The sequence below is a fragment of the Erythrobacter sp. S43 genome (assembly GCF_057364955.1).
Genome location: NZ_CP200285.1, coordinates 133,850 through 156,446 on the forward strand (window position 1 = coordinate 133,850; position 22,597 = coordinate 156,446).

28 protein-coding genes are annotated in these 22,597 nt (G+C 58.8%); 18 read left to right on the forward strand and 10 right to left on the reverse strand.

The window, feature by feature from the left end; translation table 11 throughout:
• Positions 1–117 precede the first annotated feature (117 nt).
• From aroA to AC0V6K_RS00675, 4 genes are read left to right on the forward strand one after another with little or no spacing between them, the layout of a single operon-like run.
• Entirely contained in the window at positions 118–1,434 is a 1,317-nt protein-coding gene (aroA, locus tag AC0V6K_RS00660) for a 3-phosphoshikimate 1-carboxyvinyltransferase (RefSeq protein WP_472623779.1), read from the forward strand.
• Entirely contained in the window at positions 1,431–1,706 is a 276-nt protein-coding gene (locus tag AC0V6K_RS00665; RefSeq protein WP_472623781.1) for a CBU_0592 family membrane protein, read from the forward strand. Before aroA ends, AC0V6K_RS00665 begins: the two co-directional genes overlap by 4 nt.
• Positions 1,703–1,912 carry a hypothetical protein gene (locus AC0V6K_RS00670; RefSeq protein ID WP_472623783.1) on the forward strand — a complete coding sequence of 70 codons (210 nt, stop codon included), beginning with the start codon at positions 1,703–1,705 and terminating at the stop codon, positions 1,910–1,912. Before AC0V6K_RS00665 ends, AC0V6K_RS00670 begins: the two co-directional genes overlap by 4 nt.
• On the forward strand, positions 1,909–2,544 hold the full coding sequence (locus AC0V6K_RS00675; RefSeq protein ID WP_472623785.1) for a (d)CMP kinase: 636 nt from the start codon (positions 1,909–1,911) through the stop codon (positions 2,542–2,544). The genes AC0V6K_RS00670 and AC0V6K_RS00675 overlap by 4 nt, the downstream gene beginning before the upstream one ends.
• 3 nt (positions 2,545–2,547) lie before the next feature.
• On the opposite strand, the gene AC0V6K_RS00680 is transcribed toward AC0V6K_RS00675, so the two are convergent.
• Positions 2,548–3,102, reverse strand: coding sequence for a hypothetical protein (locus tag AC0V6K_RS00680; RefSeq protein ID WP_472623787.1), 555 nt, complete (start codon positions 3,100–3,102; stop codon positions 2,548–2,550).
• Positions 3,103–3,435: 333 nt separating this feature from the next.
• Between AC0V6K_RS00680 and rpsA the strand changes: the two genes are divergently transcribed.
• The 4 genes from rpsA (at position 3,436) to AC0V6K_RS00700 (ending at position 7,598) form a co-directional block, all read left to right on the forward strand.
• Positions 3,436–5,145 carry a 30S ribosomal protein S1 gene (gene rpsA / locus AC0V6K_RS00685; RefSeq protein ID WP_472623789.1) on the forward strand — a complete coding sequence of 570 codons (1,710 nt, stop codon included), beginning with the start codon at positions 3,436–3,438 and terminating at the stop codon, positions 5,143–5,145.
• A gap of 115 nt (positions 5,146–5,260) precedes the next feature.
• A complete protein-coding gene (locus tag AC0V6K_RS00690) occupies positions 5,261–5,830 on the forward strand; it encodes a hypothetical protein (RefSeq protein ID WP_472623791.1) in 570 nt (189 codons plus the stop codon).
• A 25-nt stretch (positions 5,831–5,855) separates the two neighbouring features.
• Positions 5,856–6,611, forward strand: a complete 756-nt coding sequence (gloB, locus tag AC0V6K_RS00695; RefSeq protein WP_472623793.1) for a hydroxyacylglutathione hydrolase — start codon at positions 5,856–5,858, stop codon at positions 6,609–6,611.
• A gap of 6 nt (positions 6,612–6,617) precedes the next feature.
• Positions 6,618–7,598 carry an NADPH:quinone oxidoreductase family protein gene (locus AC0V6K_RS00700; protein ID WP_472623795.1) on the forward strand — a complete coding sequence of 327 codons (981 nt, stop codon included), beginning with the start codon at positions 6,618–6,620 and terminating at the stop codon, positions 7,596–7,598.
• Positions 7,599–7,660: 62 nt separating this feature from the next.
• Here AC0V6K_RS00700 and AC0V6K_RS00705 read toward each other — a convergent pair whose 3' ends face one another.
• The 5 genes from AC0V6K_RS00705 to AC0V6K_RS00725 form a co-directional block, all read right to left on the reverse strand.
• Positions 7,661–8,191 (reverse strand): F0F1 ATP synthase subunit B family protein, encoded by a 531-nt coding sequence (locus AC0V6K_RS00705; RefSeq protein WP_472623797.1) that lies wholly within the window; start codon positions 8,189–8,191, stop codon positions 7,661–7,663.
• A complete protein-coding gene (locus tag AC0V6K_RS00710) occupies positions 8,184–8,678 on the reverse strand; it encodes a F0F1 ATP synthase subunit B family protein (RefSeq protein WP_472623799.1) in 495 nt (164 codons plus the stop codon). Before AC0V6K_RS00710 ends, AC0V6K_RS00705 begins: the two co-directional genes overlap by 8 nt.
• An 81-nt stretch (positions 8,679–8,759) precedes the next feature.
• On the reverse strand, positions 8,760–8,987 hold the full coding sequence (locus tag AC0V6K_RS00715; protein ID WP_027442220.1) for a F0F1 ATP synthase subunit C: 228 nt from the start codon (positions 8,985–8,987) through the stop codon (positions 8,760–8,762).
• 51 nt (positions 8,988–9,038) lie between these two features.
• Positions 9,039–9,800: a F0F1 ATP synthase subunit A gene (locus AC0V6K_RS00720; protein WP_472626191.1), complete on the reverse strand. Its 762-nt coding sequence runs from the start codon at positions 9,798–9,800 to the stop codon at positions 9,039–9,041.
• A 73-nt stretch (positions 9,801–9,873) separates the two neighbouring features.
• A complete protein-coding gene (locus tag AC0V6K_RS00725; RefSeq protein ID WP_472623802.1) occupies positions 9,874–10,200 on the reverse strand; it encodes an AtpZ/AtpI family protein in 327 nt (108 codons plus the stop codon).
• Between the two features lie 267 nt (positions 10,201–10,467).
• Here AC0V6K_RS00725 and radC point away from each other — a divergent pair, with 267 nt between their 5' ends.
• Positions 10,468–11,226, forward strand: a complete 759-nt coding sequence (gene radC, locus AC0V6K_RS00730; protein ID WP_472623804.1) for a RadC family protein — start codon at positions 10,468–10,470, stop codon at positions 11,224–11,226.
• On the opposite strand, the gene AC0V6K_RS00735 is transcribed toward radC, so the two are convergent.
• Positions 11,203–11,475: a hypothetical protein gene (locus AC0V6K_RS00735; RefSeq protein WP_486172526.1), complete on the reverse strand. Its 273-nt coding sequence runs from the start codon at positions 11,473–11,475 to the stop codon at positions 11,203–11,205. The two genes, radC and AC0V6K_RS00735, sit on opposite strands and share 24 nt — an antisense overlap.
• Positions 11,476–11,527: 52 nt before the next feature.
• Entirely contained in the window at positions 11,528–12,130 is a 603-nt protein-coding gene (locus AC0V6K_RS00740; protein WP_472623808.1) for a DoxX family protein, read from the reverse strand.
• A gap of 159 nt (positions 12,131–12,289) precedes the next feature.
• On the opposite strand from AC0V6K_RS00740, the gene purB reads away from it, so the two are divergent.
• From purB to pyrF, 3 genes are all read left to right on the forward strand, one after another.
• Entirely contained in the window at positions 12,290–13,600 is a 1,311-nt protein-coding gene (purB, locus tag AC0V6K_RS00745) for an adenylosuccinate lyase (protein ID WP_472623810.1), read from the forward strand.
• A gap of 75 nt (positions 13,601–13,675) precedes the next feature.
• Positions 13,676–14,059 (forward strand): LapA family protein, encoded by a 384-nt coding sequence (locus tag AC0V6K_RS00750; RefSeq protein WP_472623812.1) that lies wholly within the window; start codon positions 13,676–13,678, stop codon positions 14,057–14,059.
• A complete protein-coding gene (gene pyrF, locus AC0V6K_RS00755; protein WP_472623814.1) occupies positions 14,056–14,730 on the forward strand; it encodes an orotidine-5'-phosphate decarboxylase in 675 nt (224 codons plus the stop codon). The genes AC0V6K_RS00750 and pyrF overlap by 4 nt, the downstream gene beginning before the upstream one ends.
• A gap of 1 nt (position 14,731) precedes the next feature.
• Here pyrF and AC0V6K_RS00760 read toward each other — a convergent pair whose 3' ends face one another.
• Positions 14,732–15,220, reverse strand: coding sequence for a hypothetical protein (locus tag AC0V6K_RS00760; RefSeq protein WP_472623816.1), 489 nt, complete (start codon positions 15,218–15,220; stop codon positions 14,732–14,734).
• A gap of 75 nt (positions 15,221–15,295) precedes the next feature.
• Between AC0V6K_RS00760 and AC0V6K_RS00765 the strand changes: the two genes are divergently transcribed.
• The 6 genes from AC0V6K_RS00765 to AC0V6K_RS00790 all read left to right on the forward strand — a co-directional run bounded on the left by AC0V6K_RS00765 (position 15,296) and on the right by AC0V6K_RS00790 (position 20,790).
• Positions 15,296–15,955: a phosphoribosylanthranilate isomerase gene (locus AC0V6K_RS00765; protein WP_472623818.1), complete on the forward strand. Its 660-nt coding sequence runs from the start codon at positions 15,296–15,298 to the stop codon at positions 15,953–15,955.
• Complete coding sequence (gene trpB / locus AC0V6K_RS00770) at positions 15,955–17,169, forward strand: tryptophan synthase subunit beta (RefSeq protein WP_472623820.1); 1,215 nt, start codon at positions 15,955–15,957, stop codon at positions 17,167–17,169. The genes AC0V6K_RS00765 and trpB overlap by 1 nt, the downstream gene beginning before the upstream one ends.
• Positions 17,170–17,233: 64 nt before the next feature.
• Positions 17,234–17,692 carry a hypothetical protein gene (locus tag AC0V6K_RS00775; RefSeq protein WP_472623822.1) on the forward strand — a complete coding sequence of 153 codons (459 nt, stop codon included), beginning with the start codon at positions 17,234–17,236 and terminating at the stop codon, positions 17,690–17,692.
• Positions 17,693–17,825: 133 nt separating this feature from the next.
• Positions 17,826–18,617, forward strand: coding sequence for a tryptophan synthase subunit alpha (trpA, locus tag AC0V6K_RS00780; RefSeq protein WP_472623824.1), 792 nt, complete (start codon positions 17,826–17,828; stop codon positions 18,615–18,617).
• The gene (gene accD / locus AC0V6K_RS00785; protein ID WP_472623826.1) at positions 18,614–19,465 is read left to right on the forward strand and encodes an acetyl-CoA carboxylase, carboxyltransferase subunit beta; all 852 of its coding nucleotides are present in this window, start codon (positions 18,614–18,616) and stop codon (positions 19,463–19,465) included. The genes trpA and accD overlap by 4 nt, the downstream gene beginning before the upstream one ends.
• A gap of 5 nt (positions 19,466–19,470) precedes the next feature.
• Entirely contained in the window at positions 19,471–20,790 is a 1,320-nt protein-coding gene (locus tag AC0V6K_RS00790; RefSeq protein WP_472623828.1) for a bifunctional folylpolyglutamate synthase/dihydrofolate synthase, read from the forward strand.
• A gap of 3 nt (positions 20,791–20,793) precedes the next feature.
• On the opposite strand, the gene AC0V6K_RS00795 is transcribed toward AC0V6K_RS00790, so the two are convergent.
• Positions 20,794–22,470 carry an AmpG family muropeptide MFS transporter gene (locus tag AC0V6K_RS00795; protein ID WP_472626193.1) on the reverse strand — a complete coding sequence of 559 codons (1,677 nt, stop codon included), beginning with the start codon at positions 22,468–22,470 and terminating at the stop codon, positions 20,794–20,796.
• Positions 22,471–22,597: the final 127 nt, after the last annotated feature.

The following is a 22,597-nucleotide window of genomic DNA, read 5'->3' on the forward strand; positions in this document are numbered from 1 at the left end:
TTCGCTTGCTTCTCGGCAAGCATATGTATGCGCATTGTATTGGGACCGGTTTTGACCGGAATCAAGAGCGGGCGCGCCTTGCCAGAAGCGTGGGGCGCTGTCAAAGACCGGCGCGAAATGAGCAGTCATCTTTTCACCGCATCGGGCCCGCTGAAGGGCAATATCCGCGTTCCCGGCGACAAGTCGATCAGCCACCGCGCGATCATGTTTGCCGGATTGGCAGTGGGCGAAAGCACCATTGAAGGGTTGCTCGAGGGCGAAGATGTATTGTCGACCGCGGAGGCCATGCGTCAGATGGGCGCAAAGGTTGAACGCGGTGCAGACGGCGTGTGGCGCGTCAGCGGAGCAGGCGTTGGTAGCCTTCTGGAACCCCAGCGGGCGCTCGATATGGGCAATTCGGGCACTTCGACGCGGCTTCTCATGGGACTGCTCGCAAGCCATGGGTTTAGCGCCACCTTTATAGGCGATGCGAGTTTGTCCGGCCGTCCCATGAACCGCGTGATCGAGCCACTTTCAAGAATGGGGGCGAGCTTCGAGGCTTCGAGCGGAGGCACCCTTCCCCTGATGCTGCGCGGATCATTGCCCGCGGCGCCAATCACATATCGCCTTCCGGTCGCAAGCGCTCAGGTAAAGAGTGCGGTGTTGCTCGCTGGGCTCAACACGCCCGGCACGACGACCGTGATCGAGCCGGTGCCCACTCGAGACCATACCGAAAGAATGCTGCGCGGGTTCGGCGTTCCTGTCGAGGTTTCCGAAGAGAATGGCGAGCGCGTTATCTCTGTGACCGGTGAGGCCGATCTACAGCCCCAGCATGTTGTGGTACCCGGTGACCCGTCATCGGCGGCATTTTTCCTTGTCGCCGCCAGCATTGTTCCAGGCAGCGATCTTACTGTCGAGAATGTCGGTCTCAACCCAACACGCTCGGGCATCGTCACTGTGTTGCGGCAGATGGGCGCTGATATCGAAGAACTTAACCCACGCGAAGTCGGCGGCGAGCCTGTGGCGGATCTGCGTGTCAGGCACGCACAGCTTACCGGCATAGACGTAGACCCCGCCCTCTCCCCCAGCATGATCGACGAGTTTCCCGTCCTATTTGTGGCAGCGGCCATGGCGCAAGGGACCACCCGTACCACCGGCCTCGAGGAATTACGGGTCAAGGAAAGCGACCGTCTTTCAACGATGGCTGATGCACTGATCGCGGCTGGTGTCGAGGTTGAAGAGCAGGAAGACGGCCTGACCATCCACGGTTTAGGTGGGAATCCCCTGCGAGGCACCGCCAATGCCAGCGTCGCGACCAAGTTGGACCATCGCATCGCTATGAGCATGGCCGTCGCGGGCCTCGCCAGCACTGATGGCGTAACAGTAGACGATACTGCGCCGATCGCGACAAGCTTTCCGACGTTCATGAGTATGCTGGAGGATGCGGCGCGATGACCGCCGAGCTCGATATCTACAGCCTTATTGGCTTCTTCGGCACCGCATGCATCATTGGAGCATACGCCTATCTAACGCTTAAGGATGAGCCCAATCCGTTCATTCTCCATGGCTCCAATCTGGCCGGTGCAGCGCTGCTGACGATCAGCTTGATTGTTCACACCAACTTGCCCAGCCTCGTGCTCGAAGGATTTTGGGCCGCGATTGCTATTGTCGGCCTCGCAAAGGCCATGCGGGCTCGCGCTGATAAGGCGGAAACAGCAACTCCATGATCATCCGCAGGATATTGGCCGCTTTGGTTCTGGGTGGCGCCGCTATAGGCTCGGCTCTGTATTGGAATGACGGCGCATTCGATCTCACTACAATGAGCGCCAATATTATTGCCGCCAGCCTTGGTTTTCTCTGGCTGCACCACCGCTGGAAGGCGAAAGAGGCACGGATGATAACGCCCAAGAAGGCCAAGGATATCTTCTCATGATCATCGCCGTCGATGGCCCCACGGCTTCGGGCAAAGGAACAATTGCTAAGCAGATCGCCGAGCATTTCGGGATTCCGCATCTGGACACCGGGCTGCTCTACCGCGCGGTGGGCCATCAGGTTTCGCTAAATAATAGCGATCCAGATAGCGAGGCAGATGCTCTCGCTGCCTGTGAATTTCCGGCGGAGCTTCTGGATGATCCTGTGCTGCGTAGCGAAGGCGTAGGAAGCCTCGCGAGCCGTGTTTCAGTCCATCCCGCTGTGCGTAAGGCCTTGTTCGATCGCCAACGTGCCTTCGCTACTCAAGAAGGCGGCGCCGTGCTCGATGGGCGCGATATTGGCACCATCATCGCGCCAGATGCTGACGTAAAGCTGTTCATCACCGCCAGCGTGGCCGAACGCGCCCGCCGGCGGTGGATGGAAATGACAGGACGCGGCGTGAACATGACGCTTATCGAAACCGAAAAGGATGTGGTTGAGCGCGACGCCCGCGACATCAATCGGAAAGACGCACCGCTGATCGCAGCGCCGGACTCGCTGGTTATCGACACCACCAGCTTCGACAAAGATCAGGCATTTGAGGTCGTGATCGAAGCGATCGCCGAGGTTTTCGCGCCCCGGACGAAAAACTAGGTCTTACTCAGAACCCCAGCCTTCTGCCGCACGTGCGGTTTCCTTTTTGCTCTGCGAGTATTCCTTCTGCATCTCACGCATTTGACGGTCCATCGCGAGCGCTTCGCCTTGCATCTGAGGCAAATTCTTCATGGAGTGGGTCATCAGAGCGCTTTCAAGAAACGCGACGTCAACAGGCTCTCCAGTGAGAATATGCTTCGCCTGTTCAAGGACTTTCACTCTCGTGAAATCAACGCGGCTTTTGGCGATGGCCGATTTGGCCTTTCCGCAATCGGGAACAATGCGGGTGGTGCTTTCATCAACCGCTTCAAAACGAATGCGACAGTTGGTCACGCGTCCGCCATCAGCCGAAAGCGCAACGTTTACGCCTTTGGCTGAACCGCCTGTCACGCGCATCGTGTGCTTGTATTGCTTGCGCATGTAAGTCGATGATTTGCCAATCATCGCATCTGCCATCTGCTCTGGCGTTGCAGTAAAAGTGTGCGGATCTCCGGCTAGACATGCACTCAACATCGTCGCGCAACCGAGCGTCACAGCAAGCTTAACGGTCTTCATCATATCACCCCTAGAATCGTGTTTGATCATAGAAACTTCGACTTGAGCCTTAGAATGATAAGCCTTAGAAATGCTTAAACCCCTGGTTTGATTTCCGATTCCATCGGATGCATCTCCGCCTCATCGCCATTTCGCTTGCTATTGCGCCGCCTTTGGACTAGGCGCGCGCCCGTTCTCGGACATTCTGATGGATGGACAGGACCTGTGCGGTGGCATTCGGCCCCATGCAGATGTCGGCCTCTTGCCCGCAAGGCCAGCGCAATGGTGCGTCAGGCGGCGGTAAAGACCCCGGACAACCGGTGGCCGGTAGCTAACAAATCGAGGAAACCCTCACCTATGGCGACTTCGCCCAACCCTACGCGCGACGATTTCGAAGCGCTTCTTAACGAACAACTCGGCGGTGCAGCCGATGGCGGCTTCGAAGGCCGCGTTGTCAAAGGCACCGTGACCGCAATCGAAAACGGTTACGCTGTCATCGACGTAGGCCTCAAATCCGAAGGCCGCGTCAATCTCAAAGAATTCAGCCGAAACGAAGACGATCACGGCCTCACCGTTGGTGGTGAAGTCGAAGTCTACGTTGACCGCGTCGAAAACGCCGATGGCGAAGCGATGCTCAGCCGTGACCGTGCGCGCCGCGAAGCCGCATGGGACAAGCTCGAAAACGAGTTTGGCGAAGGCAAGCGCGTCGAAGGCCGCATCTTCGGCCGCGTCAAAGGTGGCTTCACGGTCGACCTCGACGGCGCCGTGGCGTTCCTGCCCGGTTCGCAGGTCGATATCCGTCCGGTTCGCGACGTCACTCCTCTGATGGAAGTGCCGCAGCCGTTTCAGATCCTCAAAATGGACCGTCGTCGCGGCAACATCGTTGTTTCGCGCCGTGCCGTTCTTGAAGAAACCCGCGCCGAACAGCGCAGCGAACTGATCGACAAGCTGGCCGAAGGCCAGGTTATCGACGGTGTCGTCAAGAACATCACCGATTACGGTGCTTTCGTTGACCTCGGCGGTATCGACGGCCTGCTCCACGTCACCGACATGAGCTACAAGCGCGTTAACCACCCAAGCGAGATCATCGAAATCGGCCAGACCGTGACCGTGCAGATCGTTCGCATCAATCAGGATACGCAGCGCATCAGCCTCGGCATGAAGCAGCTTGAAAGCGACCCATGGGATGGTGTTGCAGCCAAGTACCCGGTTGGCGCCAAGCTTTCGGGTCACGTCACGAACATCACCGAATACGGTGCGTTCGTCGAACTGGAAGCCGGCATCGAAGGTCTGGTCCACGTCAGCGAAATGAGCTGGACCAAGAAGAACGTCCACCCGGGCAAGATCGTTTCGACCTCGCAGGAAGTCGAAGTCTTGGTTCTCGAAGTCGACAGCGACAAGCGTCGTATCTCGCTCGGTCTCAAGCAGGCTCAGCGCAATCCGTGGGACGAGTTTGCCGAGAAATTCCCAGTAGGCGCCGAAGTCGAAGGCGAAGTCAAGAACGCCACCGAATTCGGTCTGTTCATTGGTCTCGACGGCGATGTCGACGGCATGGTCCACATGTCGGACATCGCATGGGGCATCTCGGGCGAAGACGCGCTGGCTCTGCACCGCAAGGGTGAGCAGGTCAAAGCTGTCGTTCTCGACGTCGATGTTGAGAAAGAACGCATCAGCCTCGGCATGAAGCAGCTTGAAAAAGGCGCTCCGACCGAAGCAGGCGCAGCAGCAGCTGGCTCGCTCAAGAAAAACCAGACCGTCACTGTCACCGTTCTCGAAGTTCGGGATGGCGGCCTCGAAGTTCAGGTTGGCGACGATGGCGCGACCGGCTTCATTAAGCGCAGCGACCTTGGCCGCGACCGTGACGAACAGCGTCCTGACCGCTTCCAGGTTGGCGCGAAAGTCGACGCGATGGTCACCGGTTTCGATCGCTCGAAGAAGCCAAACTTCTCAATCAAGGCGCGTCAGATCGCCGAAGAGAAGGAAGCGGTTGCACAGTTCGGTTCGTCCGACAGCGGCGCATCGCTCGGCGACATCCTTGGCGAAGCGCTCAAGAAGGGCGACGAATAAGCCAAACGCCAATACGGCAATCAGAAAGGCCCGCTTGCAGCGATGCAGGCGGGCCTTTTCTAATTCAGCAATACAACTTAGACCTTCCGAGGCGACTTATGGGGGAGACTTTATCGTGAAGAAACTTGTCGGAGCTTTGGCCTTTGGCGCATTGACGGCTTGCAACAGTGGCCCGTCGGAAGAAGAAATCCGCGCGGACGAACGCAACAAGATGCTCGAAGAACGGGTCGCTCAGCTGGAGGCCGAAAAGGCCAGTGAGGAAGCCAAGCCAGACGCCACGGCGACCGAAACCAAAGCCATCGAAGCAGAGCCTGCTTCGGCGGCGAAATCCGATAGTTCGATCAAGAACACGTCATCAGGGCAAATGAAGCCGATTGGTTCGTACACCGCCTATATCGGTCAGGCTGATCTGTTGAACAGCAACGGCAACCGTCTTACCGCGCCATGGCAAGTGCTTCGCCAGGATCGCGCAAATGTTCACCGCTACAGCATATCCCAGCCCGGTGATCAGAAAGACCAGTTCTTCGGCTCTGCCAAGAACCGTGCTGCGATGGAGCGAATGGTCGCCCGGGGCAAGATCGACGCCAGCGCATCGCAACGGCTAATGAATGGAGACGTTCGCGTTCGCGTGGATATTCTGCAAGACAGTGCAGGGAACCAGCGCGTTGACGTGTTCGTTCGCTAAATGACTGTATCTGAAAGGTAGAACCATGCTCACCGTCCATCAATTCCCCTGCCTTTCAGACAATTACGGCTTTCTCCTCCATAATTCTGTGACCAGAGAAACTGCGGCCATCGATACGCCGGATGCGAAGGAATATCTGCGTCAGGCCGAGGCCAAGGGCTGGACGATCACGCATATCTGGAACACGCATTGGCATCCCGATCACGCCGGAGGGAACGAGGCGATCAAGGATGCAACAGGCTGCTCGATCACCGGTCCTGCCGAGGTCGAAGGTAAGTTCCCCATCGACCACGTAGTGGCCCATGGCGACACTGTCAGTTTGGGCGAGCATCAGGCGCAAGTGATCGATGTGTCGGGCCATACAAATGGCCACATTGCGTTTCACGTCGTTGAAGAAGGCATCGCTTTCGTTGGTGATGCAGTGTTTGCATTGGGCTGTGGCCGGATGTTTGAAGGCGAGCCAAAGCAGTTTTGGGATAGTCTGGACCGCATCAAGCGGATGCCCACCGAGACCACTCTTTATTGTGCGCATGAATACACCCAAGCGAACGCAGCCTTTGCCTTGCATGCTGATCCAGAAAACACCGCATTGCAGGCCTACGCGGCCGAGATCGATGCAAAGCGTGAACGCGGCGAACCGACGGTCCCGACTGTGCTCAAGCGTGAGTTGGAGACCAACCCGTTCCTGCGGGCAGACGATCCGGCGATGATGGCAAAATGGGGCGGCACCGCCCCGCACGAGACCTTCGCTGCGCTGCGTGCTGCCAAGGACAATTTCTAAGCGATCATGCAGGCCCTTCGTGTTGAGAGGCTGTCAGACGACCTGAGCGGCGTCGCACTGGTCGATATGCCCCTACCAGAGCGCGCGAGCGGTGAGGTTTTGGTGCATGTGCGCGCCGCTTCGTTAAACTTTCCCGACTTGCTGATGACGCGCGGGGAATATCAGTTCAAACCGGAAGCGCCCTTCACCAGCGGCCTTGAATGCGCAGGCGAGGTGCTAGAGGCCGACCCCGATAGCAGTTTCGCGGCGGGTGATCGCGTTATGGGTGGCAACAAGACCGGAGCCTTTGCCGAATACGCCAGCCTCCCTGCGCGAGCACTGTCGCCTGTTCCTGAAGGCTTCTCGTATGCTCAGGGTGCCGCGATGGGCGCGGCCTACTCGACTGCCTACACCGGCCTCGTTGAGCTTGGTGGACTAAAGGCTGGCCAATGGGTGCTTGTTCATGGCGCAAGCGGCGGCGTTGGGCTTGCCGCGGTGGATATCGCCAAGGCTTTGGGTGCCAAGGTGATCGCAGCTACAGGTGTCGAGGCAAAGCGTAAGCGGATTGCTGCGCTTTATCAGCCAGATGTCGTGGTCGTCTCCGAAGGCCGTTTTCGTGAGCAGGTCAGCGAGATCACCAACGGAGCTCTGTGTGACATAGTGTTCGATCCAGTCGGCGGGGATGTGTTCGACGAATCGACCCGATGCGTGAGTTTTGCTGGCAAGCTGATCGTGGTCGGTTTTACCAGCGGTCGGATCGCCGAGGTCGCAACCAATATCCCTCTCATCAAGGGCTTCTCGATCGTCGGCCTGCGCGCAGGCGAGTATGCCCGGCGCTTTCCGGAGCGAGGCCGCGCGATCAGCGCGGAAATCGCCAAGCTTGCCGAGGCCGGGCGTATATCCCCCGCCATCGACCGCACCATTCCCCTTTCGCGCTGGCGTGAGGGATTTGAGGCGATGGCAGACCGCGAGCTGGTCGGCAAAGTCCTGTTCGAGCCCGGGAAATAGGCGCGCAAAAGAAAGGCGGCCCGATGGACCGCCCTTCCCCCTGTCCAAACGGAAAACTGTCTTTAGAGCGACGCGATCACTTCGTCGGCAAGGGCCTTGTCGGCCTCATCAGAGTGCTTCTCTGCGATCAACTTGCGCGAGGCAACCGCTGCTGCCTCGACCGCATTGGCGCGCACTTCGGCGACAGCATCGCGTTCTGCAGCGGCGATCTTGTCTTCAGCCATACGCTTACGACGCGCGACCATGGCCTCGCTGTCTGCTGCGGCTTTTTCGAGGATAGCGTCAGCTTCACGCTTTGCGCCTTCCATCATCTTTTCGGCGTCCTTTTCGGCGCCAGCGATCTTTGCCGCATACTCGTCGCGAAGCTGTTCAGCTTCTGCGCGCAGCGACTTGGCTTCATCAAGCTGCTGCTTGATCTCGGCGATTTTCTTGTCGAGGCCGCCGGTGATCAGGCCGGGCACCTTCTTCCAGATGAACACCGCAATCAGTACGAGCATCGCTATCGACACCCACTGATAATCCTGAATACCGAAAGCCGCTGGCGCAGCCTTGCCGTCCGCATCCGATGCGAGAAGGGTGAGAATGTTACCCATTGGCGAGCGCTTTCTTCACGGCCGCGCGGGCGGTCCGCTTGTCAATCTTGGCACCGGCAAGGCGCGAGACGATGTCTTGTGTCGCCTCGGCAGCAACACCTTCAACTTCGGTCATCGCGCTGGCGCGAGCTGCTGCGATTTCCTCTTCCGCCTTAGCGAGTTTGGTATCGAGCCGCTTTTGCGCCGCAGTCAGCTTCTTCTCGGACGTCGCCGCCGCTTTGGCTTTGGCATCAGCGATTAGACCCTGTGCCTTGGCACGGTTCTCGTTCTCACGCTCGCGCCATGCTTCTTCCTGATCGTCCGCCGCATCGCGCGCAGCCTGAGCCGCGGCGAGATCGTCAGCGATCTGTTTGTCGCGCAGGTCAACGGTTCCCATAACTTTGGGCACCATCCCGCGGCCGATCACGAAAAACGCAATCGCGAAGAATACGAGTGTCCAGAAAACCTGGCTGGACCAGAACTCTTGGAGCTGGGCTATCTGAGGCATGAAACGGGCCCGAGGTTAGCGTTGGTAAGAATGAATACGGGCCACCCGGCGCAATTGCCGAACGGCCCGCATCACAAATGATTAGGCGACGAAGATCAGGATCATCGCGACGACGAACGCCAGCAGGCCGAGAAGTTCGGCAGCGGCGAAGCCGATGAACAGGCGACCCTGCTGGCCGTCTGCGGCACCTGGGTTGCGCAGTGCGCTTTCAAGGAACGAACCAAAGACGTTACCCACGCCGATGGCGGCCATGCCGGCACCGATTGCTGCGAGGCCTGCGCCGACGAGCTTTGCTGCTTCTGCTTCCATTTTAAAAACTCCTTGGAAAATCGAATAAGTTGGAAAGGGTAGTTGTGAAACTTAGTGAAGATGCTCGGCGTCGTTGATGTAGAGCGACGTGAGCAGTGCGAAAACGTAAGCCTGAATGCCGGCCACCAGAATTTCGAGCGCGCTGATGGCGACCATCAGGGCGAAACTCGGCAGGCTGACGAGAACACCAATGCCAGCGCCTGCGTTGATGCCGTCGATGACAAAGCTCGAAAGAACCTTAAGCAGAACGTGTCCCGCCATCATGGCAACGAACAGACGCAGCGCGAGGCTAAACGGGCGGATCAGGAACGAGAAGAACTCGATCAACGCGATCGGCAGGACCATCGGCGCCGGGGTGCCATGCGGTACGAACAGCGTGAAGAACTTGATGCCGTGCTTCCAGAAGCCGACTACTAGGACAATCGAGAAGCTGATCACAGCCAGCACGCCGGTGACGGTGAAGTGGCTGGTAAACGTGAACGGGTGGAGGCCCAGCACGCCGATCGGCAGCAGGCCGAGGAGGTTGGCGAACAGGATGAACATGAACAGGCTGAAGATGTAAGGCACATATTTGCGCCCTTCTTTGCCCACGTTTGCTTCCAGCATATCGTCGATGAAGCCAGTGAAGCTCTCTACCGCCATCTGCCAGCGTCCGGGCACAAGCTCGCGCTTCATGCCGCCAGCGACAAACACCCACAGCAATACTGTAGTGATCGCCATCCAGAGGGCGGAATTGGTGAATGCGATGTTGAAGCCGTCAGCAATCGCCCAGGTTTCCGAGCCAAACAATGGCTCGATCTGGAATTGCTTCATCGGATCGACTTTGCCTTCTTCGGCTGCCACGATCTGTCGGTCCTTGATACCTAGTTATGAAACGCGCCCAACCCTATTCAGGGTTTTGTGAGCCCGTGTTCGCCGCACGAAAAATGTTCCTGAAGGCAACGCCTATCCCGAAGAACAGACCAACCAACAGACCCCAGGGCGTGGTCCCGACGATCGCGTCAAACGCAAAGCCGATCACACATCCTCCGAGAATCCCACCGAGCAAATCCGCCAGTACACGGTTGCCTGCGCGGTAATTCGCGTCGGCTCCCTTTACCTTTGGCCTGTTACGCTCATCTTCACGCTCGCGTGCAGCTTTTAGCCGCTCCTCGAGCGCATCGATCCGCGCATCCTCGGCGATGGGTTCCCGTGCGGGTTTTTCGTCGCTCATACCTGCCTCCTGTGAATGGGCTGCAAGGCACGCGCAAAGAAGTGCCCGCCAAGGGCGCCGCCCCCTTAGAAGGGGGCAAAACCCAAGTCAACACGATGGATGGACTTTGCCGCGACTAACCCGGCGCCGCCATAGCATACAGGGGATGGGCCAAGCGAGTAGCTGGGGTCATATTCGCCCGAAATAGCACCACGAGAGCGGGTTTTCTTGCGTCTATCACATTGAAGAGGCAAAGAATGTTCCGAATGGTGCAAATCGGGGGCGACTTTGCCGCAAGACAATGACAGCTTCGATTTTGGCTCAGTTGCCGAAACCGCAAGAAATCCTGCGCAGGATTCATCATCGGAATCGTCAAAGGCGGCGGGCAAAGGCCATCGCGAGAGGCTGCGTGAGCGGTTGCTAAAAGGTGGGGCAGAGGCGCTCGCCGACTATGAAGTGCTCGAATACCTGCTGTTTGCCTCGATCAAGCAGGGGGACACGAAGCCCACGGCCAAGGCGCTGATCAAGCAATTTGGCTCGCTGGCCGGTGTTCTTAACGCCGATCCAGCGGCGCTTCAGCAAGTCAAAGGCGTAGGAAAGATCAGCGCCGCAGCGCTCAAAAGTGTCTCGATTGCGGCACGAAGAATGGCGCGCAGCGAAGTGTCACAGAAACCGGTGCTTAGCTCGTGGCAGTCACTTATCGACTATCTGGCCATCGATATGGCGCACCTGACCGTTGAGCGGGTTAGAGTTCTGTATCTCGACACTAAGAATTGCTTGATTGACGATCATCATGTTGGCGACGGCTCCATTGATGAGGCAACGATCCATCCGCGCGAGGTCATCCGACGCGCCATGGACCTAGGCGCTACCGCGCTGATCCTTGTCCATAACCACCCAAGTGGCAGCCCCGAGCCTTCGCGGGCCGATATCCAGATCACCAAGCGAATCGCCGAGGCCGGGCGTTTGCTGGGCATCACCGTCCACGATCACGTTATCGTTGGACGCGAAGGGCATGTCAGCCTACGCGCTAAGGGGTTGATCTGACACAGGCTTCATCTTCGACTTCCGACGTTTTAGCCATCGCTGTACCGCGCCATCGACGGCAAAGACCCCCGCCCCCTTCGCCTCGTAGATCGAGAGATAGAGAAACGGGAAAAGCGTTACATTAGGATGAGCGCCTGCGATCATCAAAGCGCCGATCAGGATGGTGAGCAGATAAGAAACCGGACTGGCGGCGAAACCGGCAAACACCAGTGCGGCGCAAATGACCGCTAGCCAAACGGGAAAGCCCATAAAGATCGTGGTCGGCAACCATGTGCGTACCGCAATGGATGGCTCGAAAACCTCAGCATAGACGAGCAGTGTTAGGCCCAACCAGATCTCGCGTCAGTGCCATTAACACGGGTGCCGCGTTCTCGCGCAGCCATGCCCCGACAAGGACAACGCGCCGCGAGAGTGAACCGCCGGTCACATTTGCGCGGTTGGCGACTATGTGATCGATCGAATAGCGGCCTGCACCGCCCAAGACATACCAAACCAGAATTGCGGCGACCAACAGGTTGCTCGTGGTCGGGATGTAGACGATCTGGCTGATGATCGTCAGCGCAGCCATCGCGGCGGCTGCCGGACGGGTCACAAGTCCGACGAGAAACAGCGAAGCAGCAATCAGTTCAACCGAGAGACCCAATGCCGCCGCAGGCACGGGCGCCAACCATGAAACCGGATATTCCTCACTCGCCAGCAGCACCGCCGTTTGCCAATCCAGCGCCTTCACGATGCCGGAGCTGAGGAAATACACCGCGACGTAAAAGCGGATAACAACGTCGGTAAAGCCCCAGAAGAACTCACCGCTTCCCAGGTACCATTTGGTTGCGCGTCCAAGCAGCCCTCCCACACGCGCAGCTCGCGTGCGTCCGCTGCGCACCGATTCTGCGGTTGTGCCTGTCATTGTCGCGATGTCCTCCTGCCCGCTGGTTCGCAGACTTGCCCCAAGAGTTACAAACAGCAGAACGCATAGTGGAGAGTCACCACCCCGCCCTTGCCAATCTGCCCTGCGGGCAATAGCCGCCCAAGACAAATTGTCCCACCGTCTAAGGAATCACCTGCAATGGTCCCGCGCTATGCCCGCCCCGATATGTCCGCCATCTGGGAACCAGAGTGCAAGTACGAAATCTGGTTCCTGATCGAGGCCCACGCGACGCAAAAGCTCGCCGATCTGGGTGTGGTGCCCGAGAGCGGGGCAAAAGCGCTGTGGGATTGGTGGAAGACCGATCCGGGGATCGACGTTGCGGCGATTGACGCAAAGGAAGCGGTGCTCAAGCACGATGTCATCGCCTTTCTCGACTGGGTAGCTGAGCAAGTGGGCCCCGAAGCGCGATTTATGCATCAGGGTATGACGAGCTCGGATGTGCTCGACACCACGCTTGCGGTGCAGTTGGACCGCGCTTCTGCAATTCTGATCGAAGATCTCGAGGCGCTTCTCGCCGCGCTCAAACGCCGAGCTGAAGAACATAAGTTCACACCGACCATTGGTCGCAGCCACGGCATTCATGCCGAGCCGACAACTTTCGGATTGAAGCTGGCGCAGGCCTATGTGGAGTTCGAACGTAATCTTGAGCGACTCAAGGCCGCCCGCAAGGAAATCGCCACTTGTGCAATATCCGGTGCGGTGGGGACCTTCGCCAATATTGACCCTTCGGTCGAAGCCTATGTTGCCGAACAACTTGGACTCACGATCGAGCCAGTTTCGACCCAGGTGATCCCGCGCGACCGCCACGCCATGTTCTTCTCGACGCTCGCAGTGATCGCATCTTCGATTGAACGGCTCGCTGTGGAGATCCGCCACTTGCAGCGCACCGAGGTTTTGGAAGCGGAAGAATATTTCGCGCCGGGGCAAAAGGGTTCGAGCGCAATGCCGCATAAGCGCAACCCGATCCTGACCGAAAACCTGACCGGTCAGGCCCGCATGATCCGCGCTTATGCCCTTCCCGCACTGGAAAACGTGGCGCTGTGGCACGAGCGGGATATCTCGCACTCGTCGGTCGAGCGTTTCATCGGCCCCGATGCCACCGTTACCCTTGATTTCGCCCTCGCACGTCTGACCGGTGTGGTCGACAAGCTCCTCGTTTATCCGGAGCGCATGCAGGCGAACCTCGATGCAATGGGCGGTCTTGTCCATTCGCAGCGCGTCCTGCTTGCCCTCACCCAAGCCGGCATTACCCGCGATGATGCCTATCGCCTTGTCCAGCGCAACGCGATGAAGGTCTGGGAATCGAATGGCACGCTCTCGCTGCTCGACCTGCTCAAAGCCGACAGCGACGTCACGGCCGCGCTCAGCGAGAACGAACTCGAAGAGAAATTCGACCTCGCTTACCACTTCAAGCATGTGGATACTGTGTTCGACCGCGTATTCGGCTGATCTGCAAGCTAGACTCACGGGTCAAACCGCCTAGGTTACAAGTCCATCGGGTCGCGAGGGAGGTGAGCTTAGCTCATGCAAATTCTAAAAACTCTGGGTTGGGTGCTTCTGACCGCGTTCGTCGTGGCCTTCGTCATGATCAATTATGGCGAGAAGCATGATGTGATCATCTGGCCAACCTCAAGCGACGCTATGGTGTTCAACTGGCCAGTGGGCGTCATTGCACTGGTCTTCTGGCTTCTGGGTGTGCTGCCGATGTGGGCATACAACCGAAGCGTGAAATGGAGCCTCGGGCGCCGCATCCGCAGCCTCGAGAACTCGATCAAATCGAGCGCTTTGGCGGCACAGCGCAAAGAAGAGGCAACACCGGCACCAATCGAGCCGCAATCAGCCGAAGAACCACAGAACGACGATCTTCTCAGCACCGCGACGAAACTGACCGAAAAGGACGCGCAGTGAGCAACCCGGTTTTCCTCGCCCTCGATGTGCCACAGATCGAGCCGGCGAAAGCACTGCTTGAAAAAGTCAAAGCGCATATCGGCGGGGTAAAGCTGGGTCTCGAGTTCTTCTGCGCGCATGGCGGGCACGGCGTCCACGAGATCGCGCATCTGGGCCTGCCGATCTTTCTCGATCTCAAGTTTCACGACATTCCCAACACGGTCGCCAGCGCGATGATGGCGATCCATGTCTACGAGCCCAAGATTGTGACCGTCCACGCGAGCGGCGGACGCGCAATGATGGAAGATGCCAAGGCCGCAGCAGCCGATGGTTGCAAAGTCGTGGCCGTCACCACCCTCACCAGCATGGACTCAAGCGATCTGACTGCGACCGGCGTTTATGGCAGCGCGGAAACGCAGGTGATGCGCCTTGCCGAACTGGCCCACGCATCTGGACTCGACGGCATCGTATGTTCTGGTCACGAAGTCGGCAAAGTCCATCAGCAATGGAAAGACGGCTATTTCGTCGTCCCTGGCCTGCGCCCCAATGGCAGCGGCACCGGCGATCAGAAACGCGTCGTCACCCCCCGCGCCGCCCGCGACAACGGCGCCAGCGTCCTGGTGATTGGCCGCCCCATCAGCCGGGCAGACGATCCAGAGGTAGCAGCAAGGGCGATTGAGGCGACGCTGTAAACTACTCCGCCGCCTGCGCCTCTGCGGGTTGGTCGCTATAATCGACTACAAAGCCCTCGCCTTCCAGTTTTGACCAATCGTAATCGGCCAGCGCATCGCTTCGCACGAAGTAGTGCAGCAGTCGCATCCCTTCACCGCGTTTGCGGTAAGCGAACGTCTCCTCCGCCTCACCGCTCGTGAATTGGGTCTGCATCACCACCACTACAATGGTGCCCGCACCGTCTGTGTTGATGTCAAACTTCACCTGTTCTGATGATTTGACCTCGCCCAATATCTCGCGGAAGTCCCCTACCATCAGGTCGGTCCGCTCGCGGCCAACCAGATTCCTGAATTCGGGATCGGTGCTGTCCCAGATCGCATCGAGATTTGTGTCGTTCCACGATTGATGAAACGCGTCGATTTCGGCAGAGGCATCATCCAGCACTTCAATCGGATTGCACGCGGCGATACCGATGACAGCGAGCATAGAAAACAGAATACGACCCAACATGGCAAAAGCCCTTTCTTGCGCTTATCACGCGACCCATAGATCAGAGCTTTTAGGAAAGAGAATCAAGCACAAACGATGAGCAGCGAGACCCAGATCAAGATTTGCGGACTATCCAGCGCTGAGATGGTCCATGCGGCCATTGCGGCGGGGGCGACGCATGTGGGGCTGGTGCACTTTGCCAAGAGTCCGCGGCACGTGTCGCTGGAGCAGGCAGCTGAGCTGCGCGCACAAGTTCCCAAGCGGGTCAAAACCGTTCTCTTGCTGGTCAACGCCGAACCCGCGACCATCGGAACGGCAATTGATCTGGTGAAGCCGGACGTGATCCAGTTTCATGGCAAGGAAACGCCTGAATGGCTCAAGATGTGGCGGGATAAGACCGGAGTTGAAACATGGCGTGCCATTGGTGTGCGCAGCACCGAAACCCTTGAGAAATCTCGCCGGTTTGAAGGCGCGGTGGATCGACTGTTGTTCGATGCCCCTCCTCCGCAAGCCGACGGTGCACTGCCGGGCGGCAACGGTGTCGGCTTCGATTGGAGCCTGCTCAAGTCCCATGACCATCCGGTCCCGTGGGGCCTTGCAGGTGGCCTGACCGCAGACAATGTCGCCGACGCGATCCGGACCACCGGAACAAAACTCGTCGATGCATCGTCTGGTCTGGAAAGCGCCCCTGGCGTTAAGGACGTGGACAAGATCGTTGCCTTCTGCGAAGCGGCGCTCAGAGCAGAGACCCCCTGATGAACAAACAACCCAATTCTTTCCGCAACGGCCCCGATGAACGCGGGCATTTCGGCCAGTTCGGCGGACGCTATGTCGCCGAAACACTGATGCCGCTGATCCTTGATCTGGAGCGCGAATATCGCGCGGCACAGGCCGATCCCGAATTCCAGCGCGAATTCGACGATCTGATGGAGCACTATGTTGGCCGCCCTTCCCCGCTCTATTTCGCCGAACGCCTGACCGAGGCGCTGGGCGGCGCACAGGTGTGGTTCAAGCGCGACGAGCTCAATCACACCGGCGCGCACAAGATCAACAATTGCATCGGCCAGATCCTGCTCGCGAAGCGCATGGGCAAGACCCGCATCATCGCGGAAACCGGCGCAGGCCAGCACGGTGTTGCGACTGCGACTGTGTGCGCGCGCTTTGGCCTGCCTTGCGTAATCTATATGGGCGCCGAGGACGTGAAGCGGCAATCGCCCAACGTCTTCCGCATGAAGCTGCTCGGCGCGGAAGTCGTCCCCGTCACCAGCGGCGGCGCTACGCTTAAAGACGCCATGAACGAAGGGCTGCGCGACTGGGTCGCGAATGTTCATGACACCTTCTACATCATCGGCACCGCGGCAGGCCCCCACCCTTACCCGGAGCTGGTCCGCAATTTCCAAAGCGTGATCGGCATGGAAGCGCGCGCGCAAATGCTGGCGCGTGTGGGTCGCCTACCCGACCTCGCGGTCGCCTGTATCGGCGGCGGATCCAACGCGCTGGGACTGTTCCACCCGTTCCTCGATGATCCCGAAGTCAAGCTGCTCGGTGTCGAAGCGGCGGGCCACGGCCTTGATGGCGATGAACACGCCGCCAGTCTCCTTGGCGGAACACCCGGCGTGCTCCACGGCAACAAGACCTATCTGCTGCAGGACGAGGACGGCCAGATCACCGAAGGCCACTCGATCAGCGCCGGCCTCGACTATCCCGGTATCGGTCCCGAGCACGCATGGCTGAAAGAGTCGGGCCGCGTCGAATACACGGCCGTCACCGACAACGAGGCTTTGGACGCATTCCAACTGCTCTGCCGCACCGAAGGGATCATCCCCGCGCTGGAGCCCTCCCACGCCATCGCCGCTGTCGCCGAACGCGCCAAGGAAATGAGCGAGGACCAGATCATCCTCATGAACCTGTGCGGACGCGGGGATAAGGACATCTTCACCGTGGCCGAAAAGCTCGGGGTGGAGATTTGAGCCTGTGACCAACGACAATCAGACTAGATTTCTGAGAGTGTTCGTTACAATCTGTGTCTTGTTTATGGCGCAGTTCGTCCTCCTGCTTTCGCACGACCTGTTTTACGCAGATCAGGATTACCCGATGGGCTGGGACGACCGAGAATTATATTCCTATTGGACGACGATGAGCCATTTCATCGTTCTAATGATCATGGCGGTGCCAGCGATCATTTGGCACATCGCCGACTTTTGGCACCTTCGAGAACCGAAAAATGCAGTGATCAGGATTCTCAGCGGTTACGGTATGATACTGGCTATACTTCTTTATGGGATCGCCGGTCTCTCGATCCTCGTTTCCGGTATCTTGCACTACATGCATTGTCCGGAAAATGACCCGAGCAGCAAGTTCTTCACTCTATGCCATGCCGATCCCTCGACCGGAACATTCCCGCTGCTAATACTCCCATTACTTGGGTTGATTGCTTTGAGTGTATTGAAGATCATATTCTCATTCTCTTCGCGATTGGGGCGGGGCCAGTAATCACCAACCCCTGTCCTACACCCCTCATTCAATGCAAAAAGCGCCGCATGACAACCCTGCCGATAACCCCCAACGATTCCAACCTCAGGACTGTGTTTCAAGTGTATCAGCATTCAGCTCCGGCTCCCTTAGTATGAACACCTCTAATCGCCTTACCGCCGCCTTTGCGAAGCCCAACCCCGCGTTTGTCGCCTTCATCACAGCTGGCGATGGGGACACCGCGGTGAACCTCGATGCGCTGGTTGCGGGCGGCGCCGATGTGATCGAGTTGGGCATGCCGTTCACGGATCCGATGGCGGACGGTCCCGCGATCCAGAGTGCTAACCTGCGTTCGCTGGGTGCTGGCACGACCACTGCAGACGTGCTCCAAACCGCCTACGACTTCCGTCAGCGCCACCCTGATGTGCCTTTGGTGTTGATGGGATACGCCAATCCCATGATCCGTCGCGGAGCTGAGTGGTTCGCCAATGCGGCAAAGGGCGCGGGCGTTGACGGCGTGATCTGCGTCGACATTCCGCCCGAAGAAGATGCTGAGCTTGGCCCTGCACTGCGCGAGGCTGGCATTGCACCAATCCGCCTCGCCACGCCGACGACAGACGCCGCGCGCCTGCCGCAAGTGCTCGAAGGGTCGGACGGGTTCCTCTACTACGTCTCAGTCGCCGGGATCACCGGTTTGCAACAGGCCGCCGCTGGCTCGATTGAAGACGCTGTCGGTAGGCTCAAAGCCGCAACCGACCTGCCTGTCGCGGTCGGCTTTGGCGTGCGCACGCCGGAACAGGCCGCCGATATTGCCAAGGTCGCCGATGGCGTCGTCGTTGGCTCTGCCTTCGTCGATCTGGTGGGCGAGTATGGCGCAGAGGCTCCGGCCAAGCTACAAGAGCTCACATCAAGCATGGTCAACGCCATGAAGGGATCAAACACATGAGCTGGTTCAACCGCGTCCGCAATTCGCTCGGCTTTGGCGAAGAGAAGAAGAGCACCGAGAAGGATCTCTGGATCAAGTGCCCGAACTGTCAGGAAATGCTGTTCGTTGCCGAGTATGAAGAGAACAAGTCGGTTTGTCACAAGTGCAACCATCATGGCCGCATCGGCGCCGATGCGCGTCTGAAGCTGCTACTGGATGAGGGTTTTGACCTGCTGCCCCAGCCGCAGGTGACGCAAGACCCGCTCAAGTTCAAAGACAGCAAGAAATACACTGACCGCCTGAGCGCTGCGCGAGCGAAGAGCCCGCATGAAGACGCGTTTGTGGTTGGTTCCGGCCACATTGATGGCCGGCCAGCCGTTGTCGGGGTGCAGGACTTCACCTTTATGGGCGGTTCGATGGGCATGGCCGTGGGTATGGCGTTCTGCGCCGGTGCCGAACGCGCCCTCGCCCGCAAGGCTGCCTATGTCGTGGTGACCGCAGCTGGCGGTGCGCGGATGCAGGAAGGCATCCTGAGCCTTATGCAGATGCCACGGGCGACCGTGATGACGCGTCGCCTGAAAGAAGCCGGCTTGCCCTATATCGTCGTGCTCACCGATCCGACCACGGGCGGTGTTACGGCGAGCTATGCGATGCTGGGTGATGTCCATATCGCCGAACCGGGCGCGTTGATCGGCTTTGCGGGCCAGCGCGTCATTCAGGACACGATCCGCGAGCAATTGCCCGAGGGCTTCCAGCGCGCCGAATATCTGCATAAGCACGGCATGGTTGATATGGTCGTTTCCCGTCACGAGCTGAAAGAGACGCTCGCCAATGTGCTGGCCTATCTCCAGCCACAAAAGGCCGCTTAAACCCCATGCATGACGTTGGTCGGTCAGACGACCCGCGCGTTCAGGCGCAGTTGGACCGATTGAACGCATTGAGCCTGCCCCAGGGGACGCTTGGGCTCGACAATATTCGAGAATTGCTGAGGCGGCTGGGTGATCCGCAGAAGCGACTGCCACCTGTGTTCCATGTCGCGGGCACCAACGGCAAAGGCTCCACCTGCGCCTTCCTGCGCGCGATGCTGGAAGCGCAAGGCTACACCGTCCACGTGACCACATCGCCGCATCTTGTACGCTACAACGAGCGTATTCGAGTGGCCGGCAAGCTGATCGAGGACGAACGCCTCGCGGCGCTGCTAGAGGAAGTGTTCGACGCCGCCGAGGGGCTGGGATGCAGCTTCTTCGAGATCACCATCGCCGCCGCCTTCACCGAGTTCGCCCGCGTCCCCGCCGATGCTTGCGTGGTCGAAGTGGGGCTTGGCGGCAGGCTCGATGCGACCAATGTGCTGGAGCCTGACGTGCTTGCCGCTTGCGGAATAGCAGCGCTGGGGCTGGACCACGAGAGGTTCCTCTTGGCGCCAGAGGAAGGCGTACCTGAAGACCCGATGGCACGAATCGCGTTCGAAAAAGCGGGTATTGCGAAGCCGGGGGTGCCGTTGGTGACGTTGGGCAGGCTGTATCCAGAAAGCGCTCAGGCAGCGATCCGAGACGTCGTCAATCAGGTCGAAACAGACTGCTGGCCATTCGGGATTGATTGGAATTCGTGGAAGAGAGATACTCCCAGCGAGTTGGGGTTCTACTGGGACAGCCCGGAAGAACAGCTCTCATTTCCTGGTCCTACTATGCCCGGCAAGCATCAGGCGCATAACGCTGGCCTAGCGATCGCGATGCTGCGTGTGCAACGCATGGTTCAGGTCGACAAGGAAGCGATTGCGAAGGGCTTGAGAACAGCCAGTTGGCACGCTCGGATGCAACGCCTCTCTGACGGCCCACTGACTTCCTTAGTTTCCGATCAAACGGTCTGGCTAGACGGCGGACACAATCCCAGCGCAGGTAAAGTCATCGCCGACTTCTTCGAGCACGATATCCACCTCATTCTTGGCATGATAGAGGGCAAAGACCCACGCGCTCTGCTCAATCCATTGGGCGGCCGCGTGCGCAGCCTTACAGTCGTTCCGGTGCCCGGCCATCCGTGCCACTCGGCTGAAGCTTTTGGCCCAAATGCACGGGCGGCGGACAACCTTGAGGACGCGCTGCTCAACATCCCAAGCGACGATTACCCGATCCTGATCGGGGGCTCGCTCTACCTCGCGGGCGAAGTTCTCAAGCTCAACGACGAGATACCAGACTAGCGCCTATTCGGCCGGCTGCACTTCACCGGTTACGATGCCTGCACCTTTCTCGCCCAGACGTGCCTGACGCACCCATTCGACAAGGCAAAGGACCACCGCAATCATCCCGATCAAGGTGGTGAGGATGAAAACGTCGTAATAGCCTCGCTCCTCAATCAACTGCCCAAGCGCCGGACGACCAAGCGTGCCGACAAGCATCGTAAGCGACGACAGCAAAGCGAATTGCACTGCACTGTATTGCTTGGACACAATGCTTGAGAGGTAGGCGACAAACGCTGCCCCTGCGATCCCGACGGCAAGGTTCTCCATGCCGATGGTGACCATGAGCTTGGACAAGCGATCATCCGCACCGAACAATCCTGCCAACCAAGTGAAGCCAATCGTATCGCTCACCGCCTGCATGCGTGAACCGCCCAAGGCGAGGTCAGCGTAAAGCAGGTTGGTCAGAGCCGCGAGAAGTGCGCCCAAGGTCAGGGTCATCATCCGGCCGATCAGCGTCATCAAGGCAGCGCCAAGTGCGAGGCCCAGAATGATGGCCCCTACGCCGAAGAATTTGGATGCAATCGCCACTTCATCCTTCGTGTATTCAAGCTCACCCAGATAGAATGGATAGGCAAAACTACCCCAAATCGAGTCTGTGATGCGGTAAATCAGAACGAGAGCAATCACGAGGATTGCTGCCCATTTCAGTCGCCCGATGATCTCTGCCAGCGGCAGGATAAGAGCGCGGTAACCGTGGTCGACAAAGTTATCCAAGCCGCCCCGAGATTGTGCCGCTTCGGTCAGCACATAGCGCCCTTTCTTCCGCATCGCCTCAAGCCATGCGGCGATTATGCCAGGGATCACCACGGTCGCGATCACAATCAAAGGCCCCATCTGGCTGACGAAAGCGGTCGAGTCAGGTCGCGCATCTGGGTCCGAATTGAGCGAGCGGACCATGAACACCAGAACAGTGATCAACGCCCAGCCCCACAGCAGACCAACGGCACCCAATGCCCAACCTCGTAGCTTAGGATTGAGCTGACCAGGCTGCCGCAATTCTCCAAGGTTTGTGCGCTCGGCGGCGATCACTTCTTCGCTACGCTGCGCATCGGGCGCGAAGAGTCCAAGAAAACCGACGGCCAGGAGAATGCCGCCCATGCTGGCATAAACAGTAGGCCAGCCAAGCCTCTCCGCCATGAACAAGGCAACCGCGCCACCTACCAGCGCTGCGATGCGGTATCCCATCTGGAACACTGCAGAGAGGATATCGAGCGTCGCTTTTTCATCCGCGACGTCCACGCGCCATGCGTCGATCACCACGTCCTGCGTGGCGCTGGCGAAGGCTCCCATACCGGCAAGCAACGAAAACCAGCCGAGCGAGGTCAGCGGGTTGAGCATCGAGAGGATGACAAGGATCGCGCCGAGCAAGAGCTGCGCCGTCACGATCCACTGCTTGCGCTTGCCCAGCCGTGAGAGCACCGGAACATCGATCCGGTCGAGCGCAGGCGACCACAAGAATTTGAATGCGTAAGCCAGCCCGATTAGCGAGAAGACACCCATAGTCTCCACGTCGACCTCGGCATCGCTCAGCCACGCATAAAGCGTGCCCAGCAGCAGAGCGTATGGCAGGCCCGACGCAAAGCCGAAGACGAACATATACCCCGTCTTCGGCTGGGTTAGCGAGCCGAACAAAGTCATCCAGCGCGAGACCCGCGATTGTTCGTTCAGAGCGACGTCGGTCATGAATTCTCCCTTGGGCCTTCGCGCATTTGCGCGCGCGCCAATTTGTGCCAGATTAGCGCGTAAGGGAGTTAAGGGAAGAGCA

Bases quoted from the DNA above. Each gene is read 5' to 3' on its own strand.
- aroA (WP_472623779.1), top strand. From the start codon at position 118: ATGAGCAGTCATCTTTTCACCGCATCGGGCCCGCTGAAGGGCAATATC.
- AC0V6K_RS00665 (WP_472623781.1), top strand. From the start codon at position 1,431: ATGACCGCCGAGCTCGATATCTACAGCCTTATTGGCTTCTTCGGCACC.
- AC0V6K_RS00670 (WP_472623783.1), top strand. From the start codon at position 1,703: ATGATCATCCGCAGGATATTGGCCGCTTTGGTTCTGGGTGGCGCCGCT.
- AC0V6K_RS00675 (WP_472623785.1), top strand. From the start codon at position 1,909: ATGATCATCGCCGTCGATGGCCCCACGGCTTCGGGCAAAGGAACAATT.
- AC0V6K_RS00680 (WP_472623787.1), bottom strand. From the start codon at position 3,102: ATGATGAAGACCGTTAAGCTTGCTGTGACGCTCGGTTGCGCGACGATG.
- rpsA (WP_472623789.1), top strand. From the start codon at position 3,436: ATGGCGACTTCGCCCAACCCTACGCGCGACGATTTCGAAGCGCTTCTT.
- gloB (WP_472623793.1), top strand. From the start codon at position 5,856: ATGCTCACCGTCCATCAATTCCCCTGCCTTTCAGACAATTACGGCTTT.
- AC0V6K_RS00700 (WP_472623795.1), top strand. From the start codon at position 6,618: ATGCAGGCCCTTCGTGTTGAGAGGCTGTCAGACGACCTGAGCGGCGTC.
- AC0V6K_RS00705 (WP_472623797.1), bottom strand. From the start codon at position 8,191: ATGGGTAACATTCTCACCCTTCTCGCATCGGATGCGGACGGCAAGGCT.
- AC0V6K_RS00710 (WP_472623799.1), bottom strand. From the start codon at position 8,678: ATGCCTCAGATAGCCCAGCTCCAAGAGTTCTGGTCCAGCCAGGTTTTC.
- AC0V6K_RS00715 (WP_027442220.1), bottom strand. From the start codon at position 8,987: ATGGAAGCAGAAGCAGCAAAGCTCGTCGGCGCAGGCCTCGCAGCAATC.
- AC0V6K_RS00720 (WP_472626191.1), bottom strand. From the start codon at position 9,800: ATGAAGCAATTCCAGATCGAGCCATTGTTTGGCTCGGAAACCTGGGCG.
- AC0V6K_RS00725 (WP_472623802.1), bottom strand. From the start codon at position 10,200: ATGAGCGACGAAAAACCCGCACGGGAACCCATCGCCGAGGATGCGCGG.
- AC0V6K_RS00735 (WP_486172526.1), bottom strand. From the start codon at position 11,475: ATGGGCTTTCCCGTTTGGCTAGCGGTCATTTGCGCCGCACTGGTGTTT.
- AC0V6K_RS00740 (WP_472623808.1), bottom strand. From the start codon at position 12,130: ATGACAGGCACAACCGCAGAATCGGTGCGCAGCGGACGCACGCGAGCT.
- purB (WP_472623810.1), top strand. From the start codon at position 12,290: ATGGTCCCGCGCTATGCCCGCCCCGATATGTCCGCCATCTGGGAACCA.
- AC0V6K_RS00750 (WP_472623812.1), top strand. From the start codon at position 13,676: ATGCAAATTCTAAAAACTCTGGGTTGGGTGCTTCTGACCGCGTTCGTC.
- AC0V6K_RS00760 (WP_472623816.1), bottom strand. From the start codon at position 15,220: ATGTTGGGTCGTATTCTGTTTTCTATGCTCGCTGTCATCGGTATCGCC.
- AC0V6K_RS00765 (WP_472623818.1), top strand. From the start codon at position 15,296: ATGAGCAGCGAGACCCAGATCAAGATTTGCGGACTATCCAGCGCTGAG.
- trpB (WP_472623820.1), top strand. From the start codon at position 15,955: ATGAACAAACAACCCAATTCTTTCCGCAACGGCCCCGATGAACGCGGG.
- AC0V6K_RS00775 (WP_472623822.1), top strand. From the start codon at position 17,234: ATGGCGCAGTTCGTCCTCCTGCTTTCGCACGACCTGTTTTACGCAGAT.
- trpA (WP_472623824.1), top strand. From the start codon at position 17,826: ATGAACACCTCTAATCGCCTTACCGCCGCCTTTGCGAAGCCCAACCCC.
- accD (WP_472623826.1), top strand. From the start codon at position 18,614: ATGAGCTGGTTCAACCGCGTCCGCAATTCGCTCGGCTTTGGCGAAGAG.
- AC0V6K_RS00790 (WP_472623828.1), top strand. From the start codon at position 19,471: ATGCATGACGTTGGTCGGTCAGACGACCCGCGCGTTCAGGCGCAGTTG.
- AC0V6K_RS00795 (WP_472626193.1), bottom strand. From the start codon at position 22,470: ATGACTTTGTTCGGCTCGCTAACCCAGCCGAAGACGGGGTATATGTTC.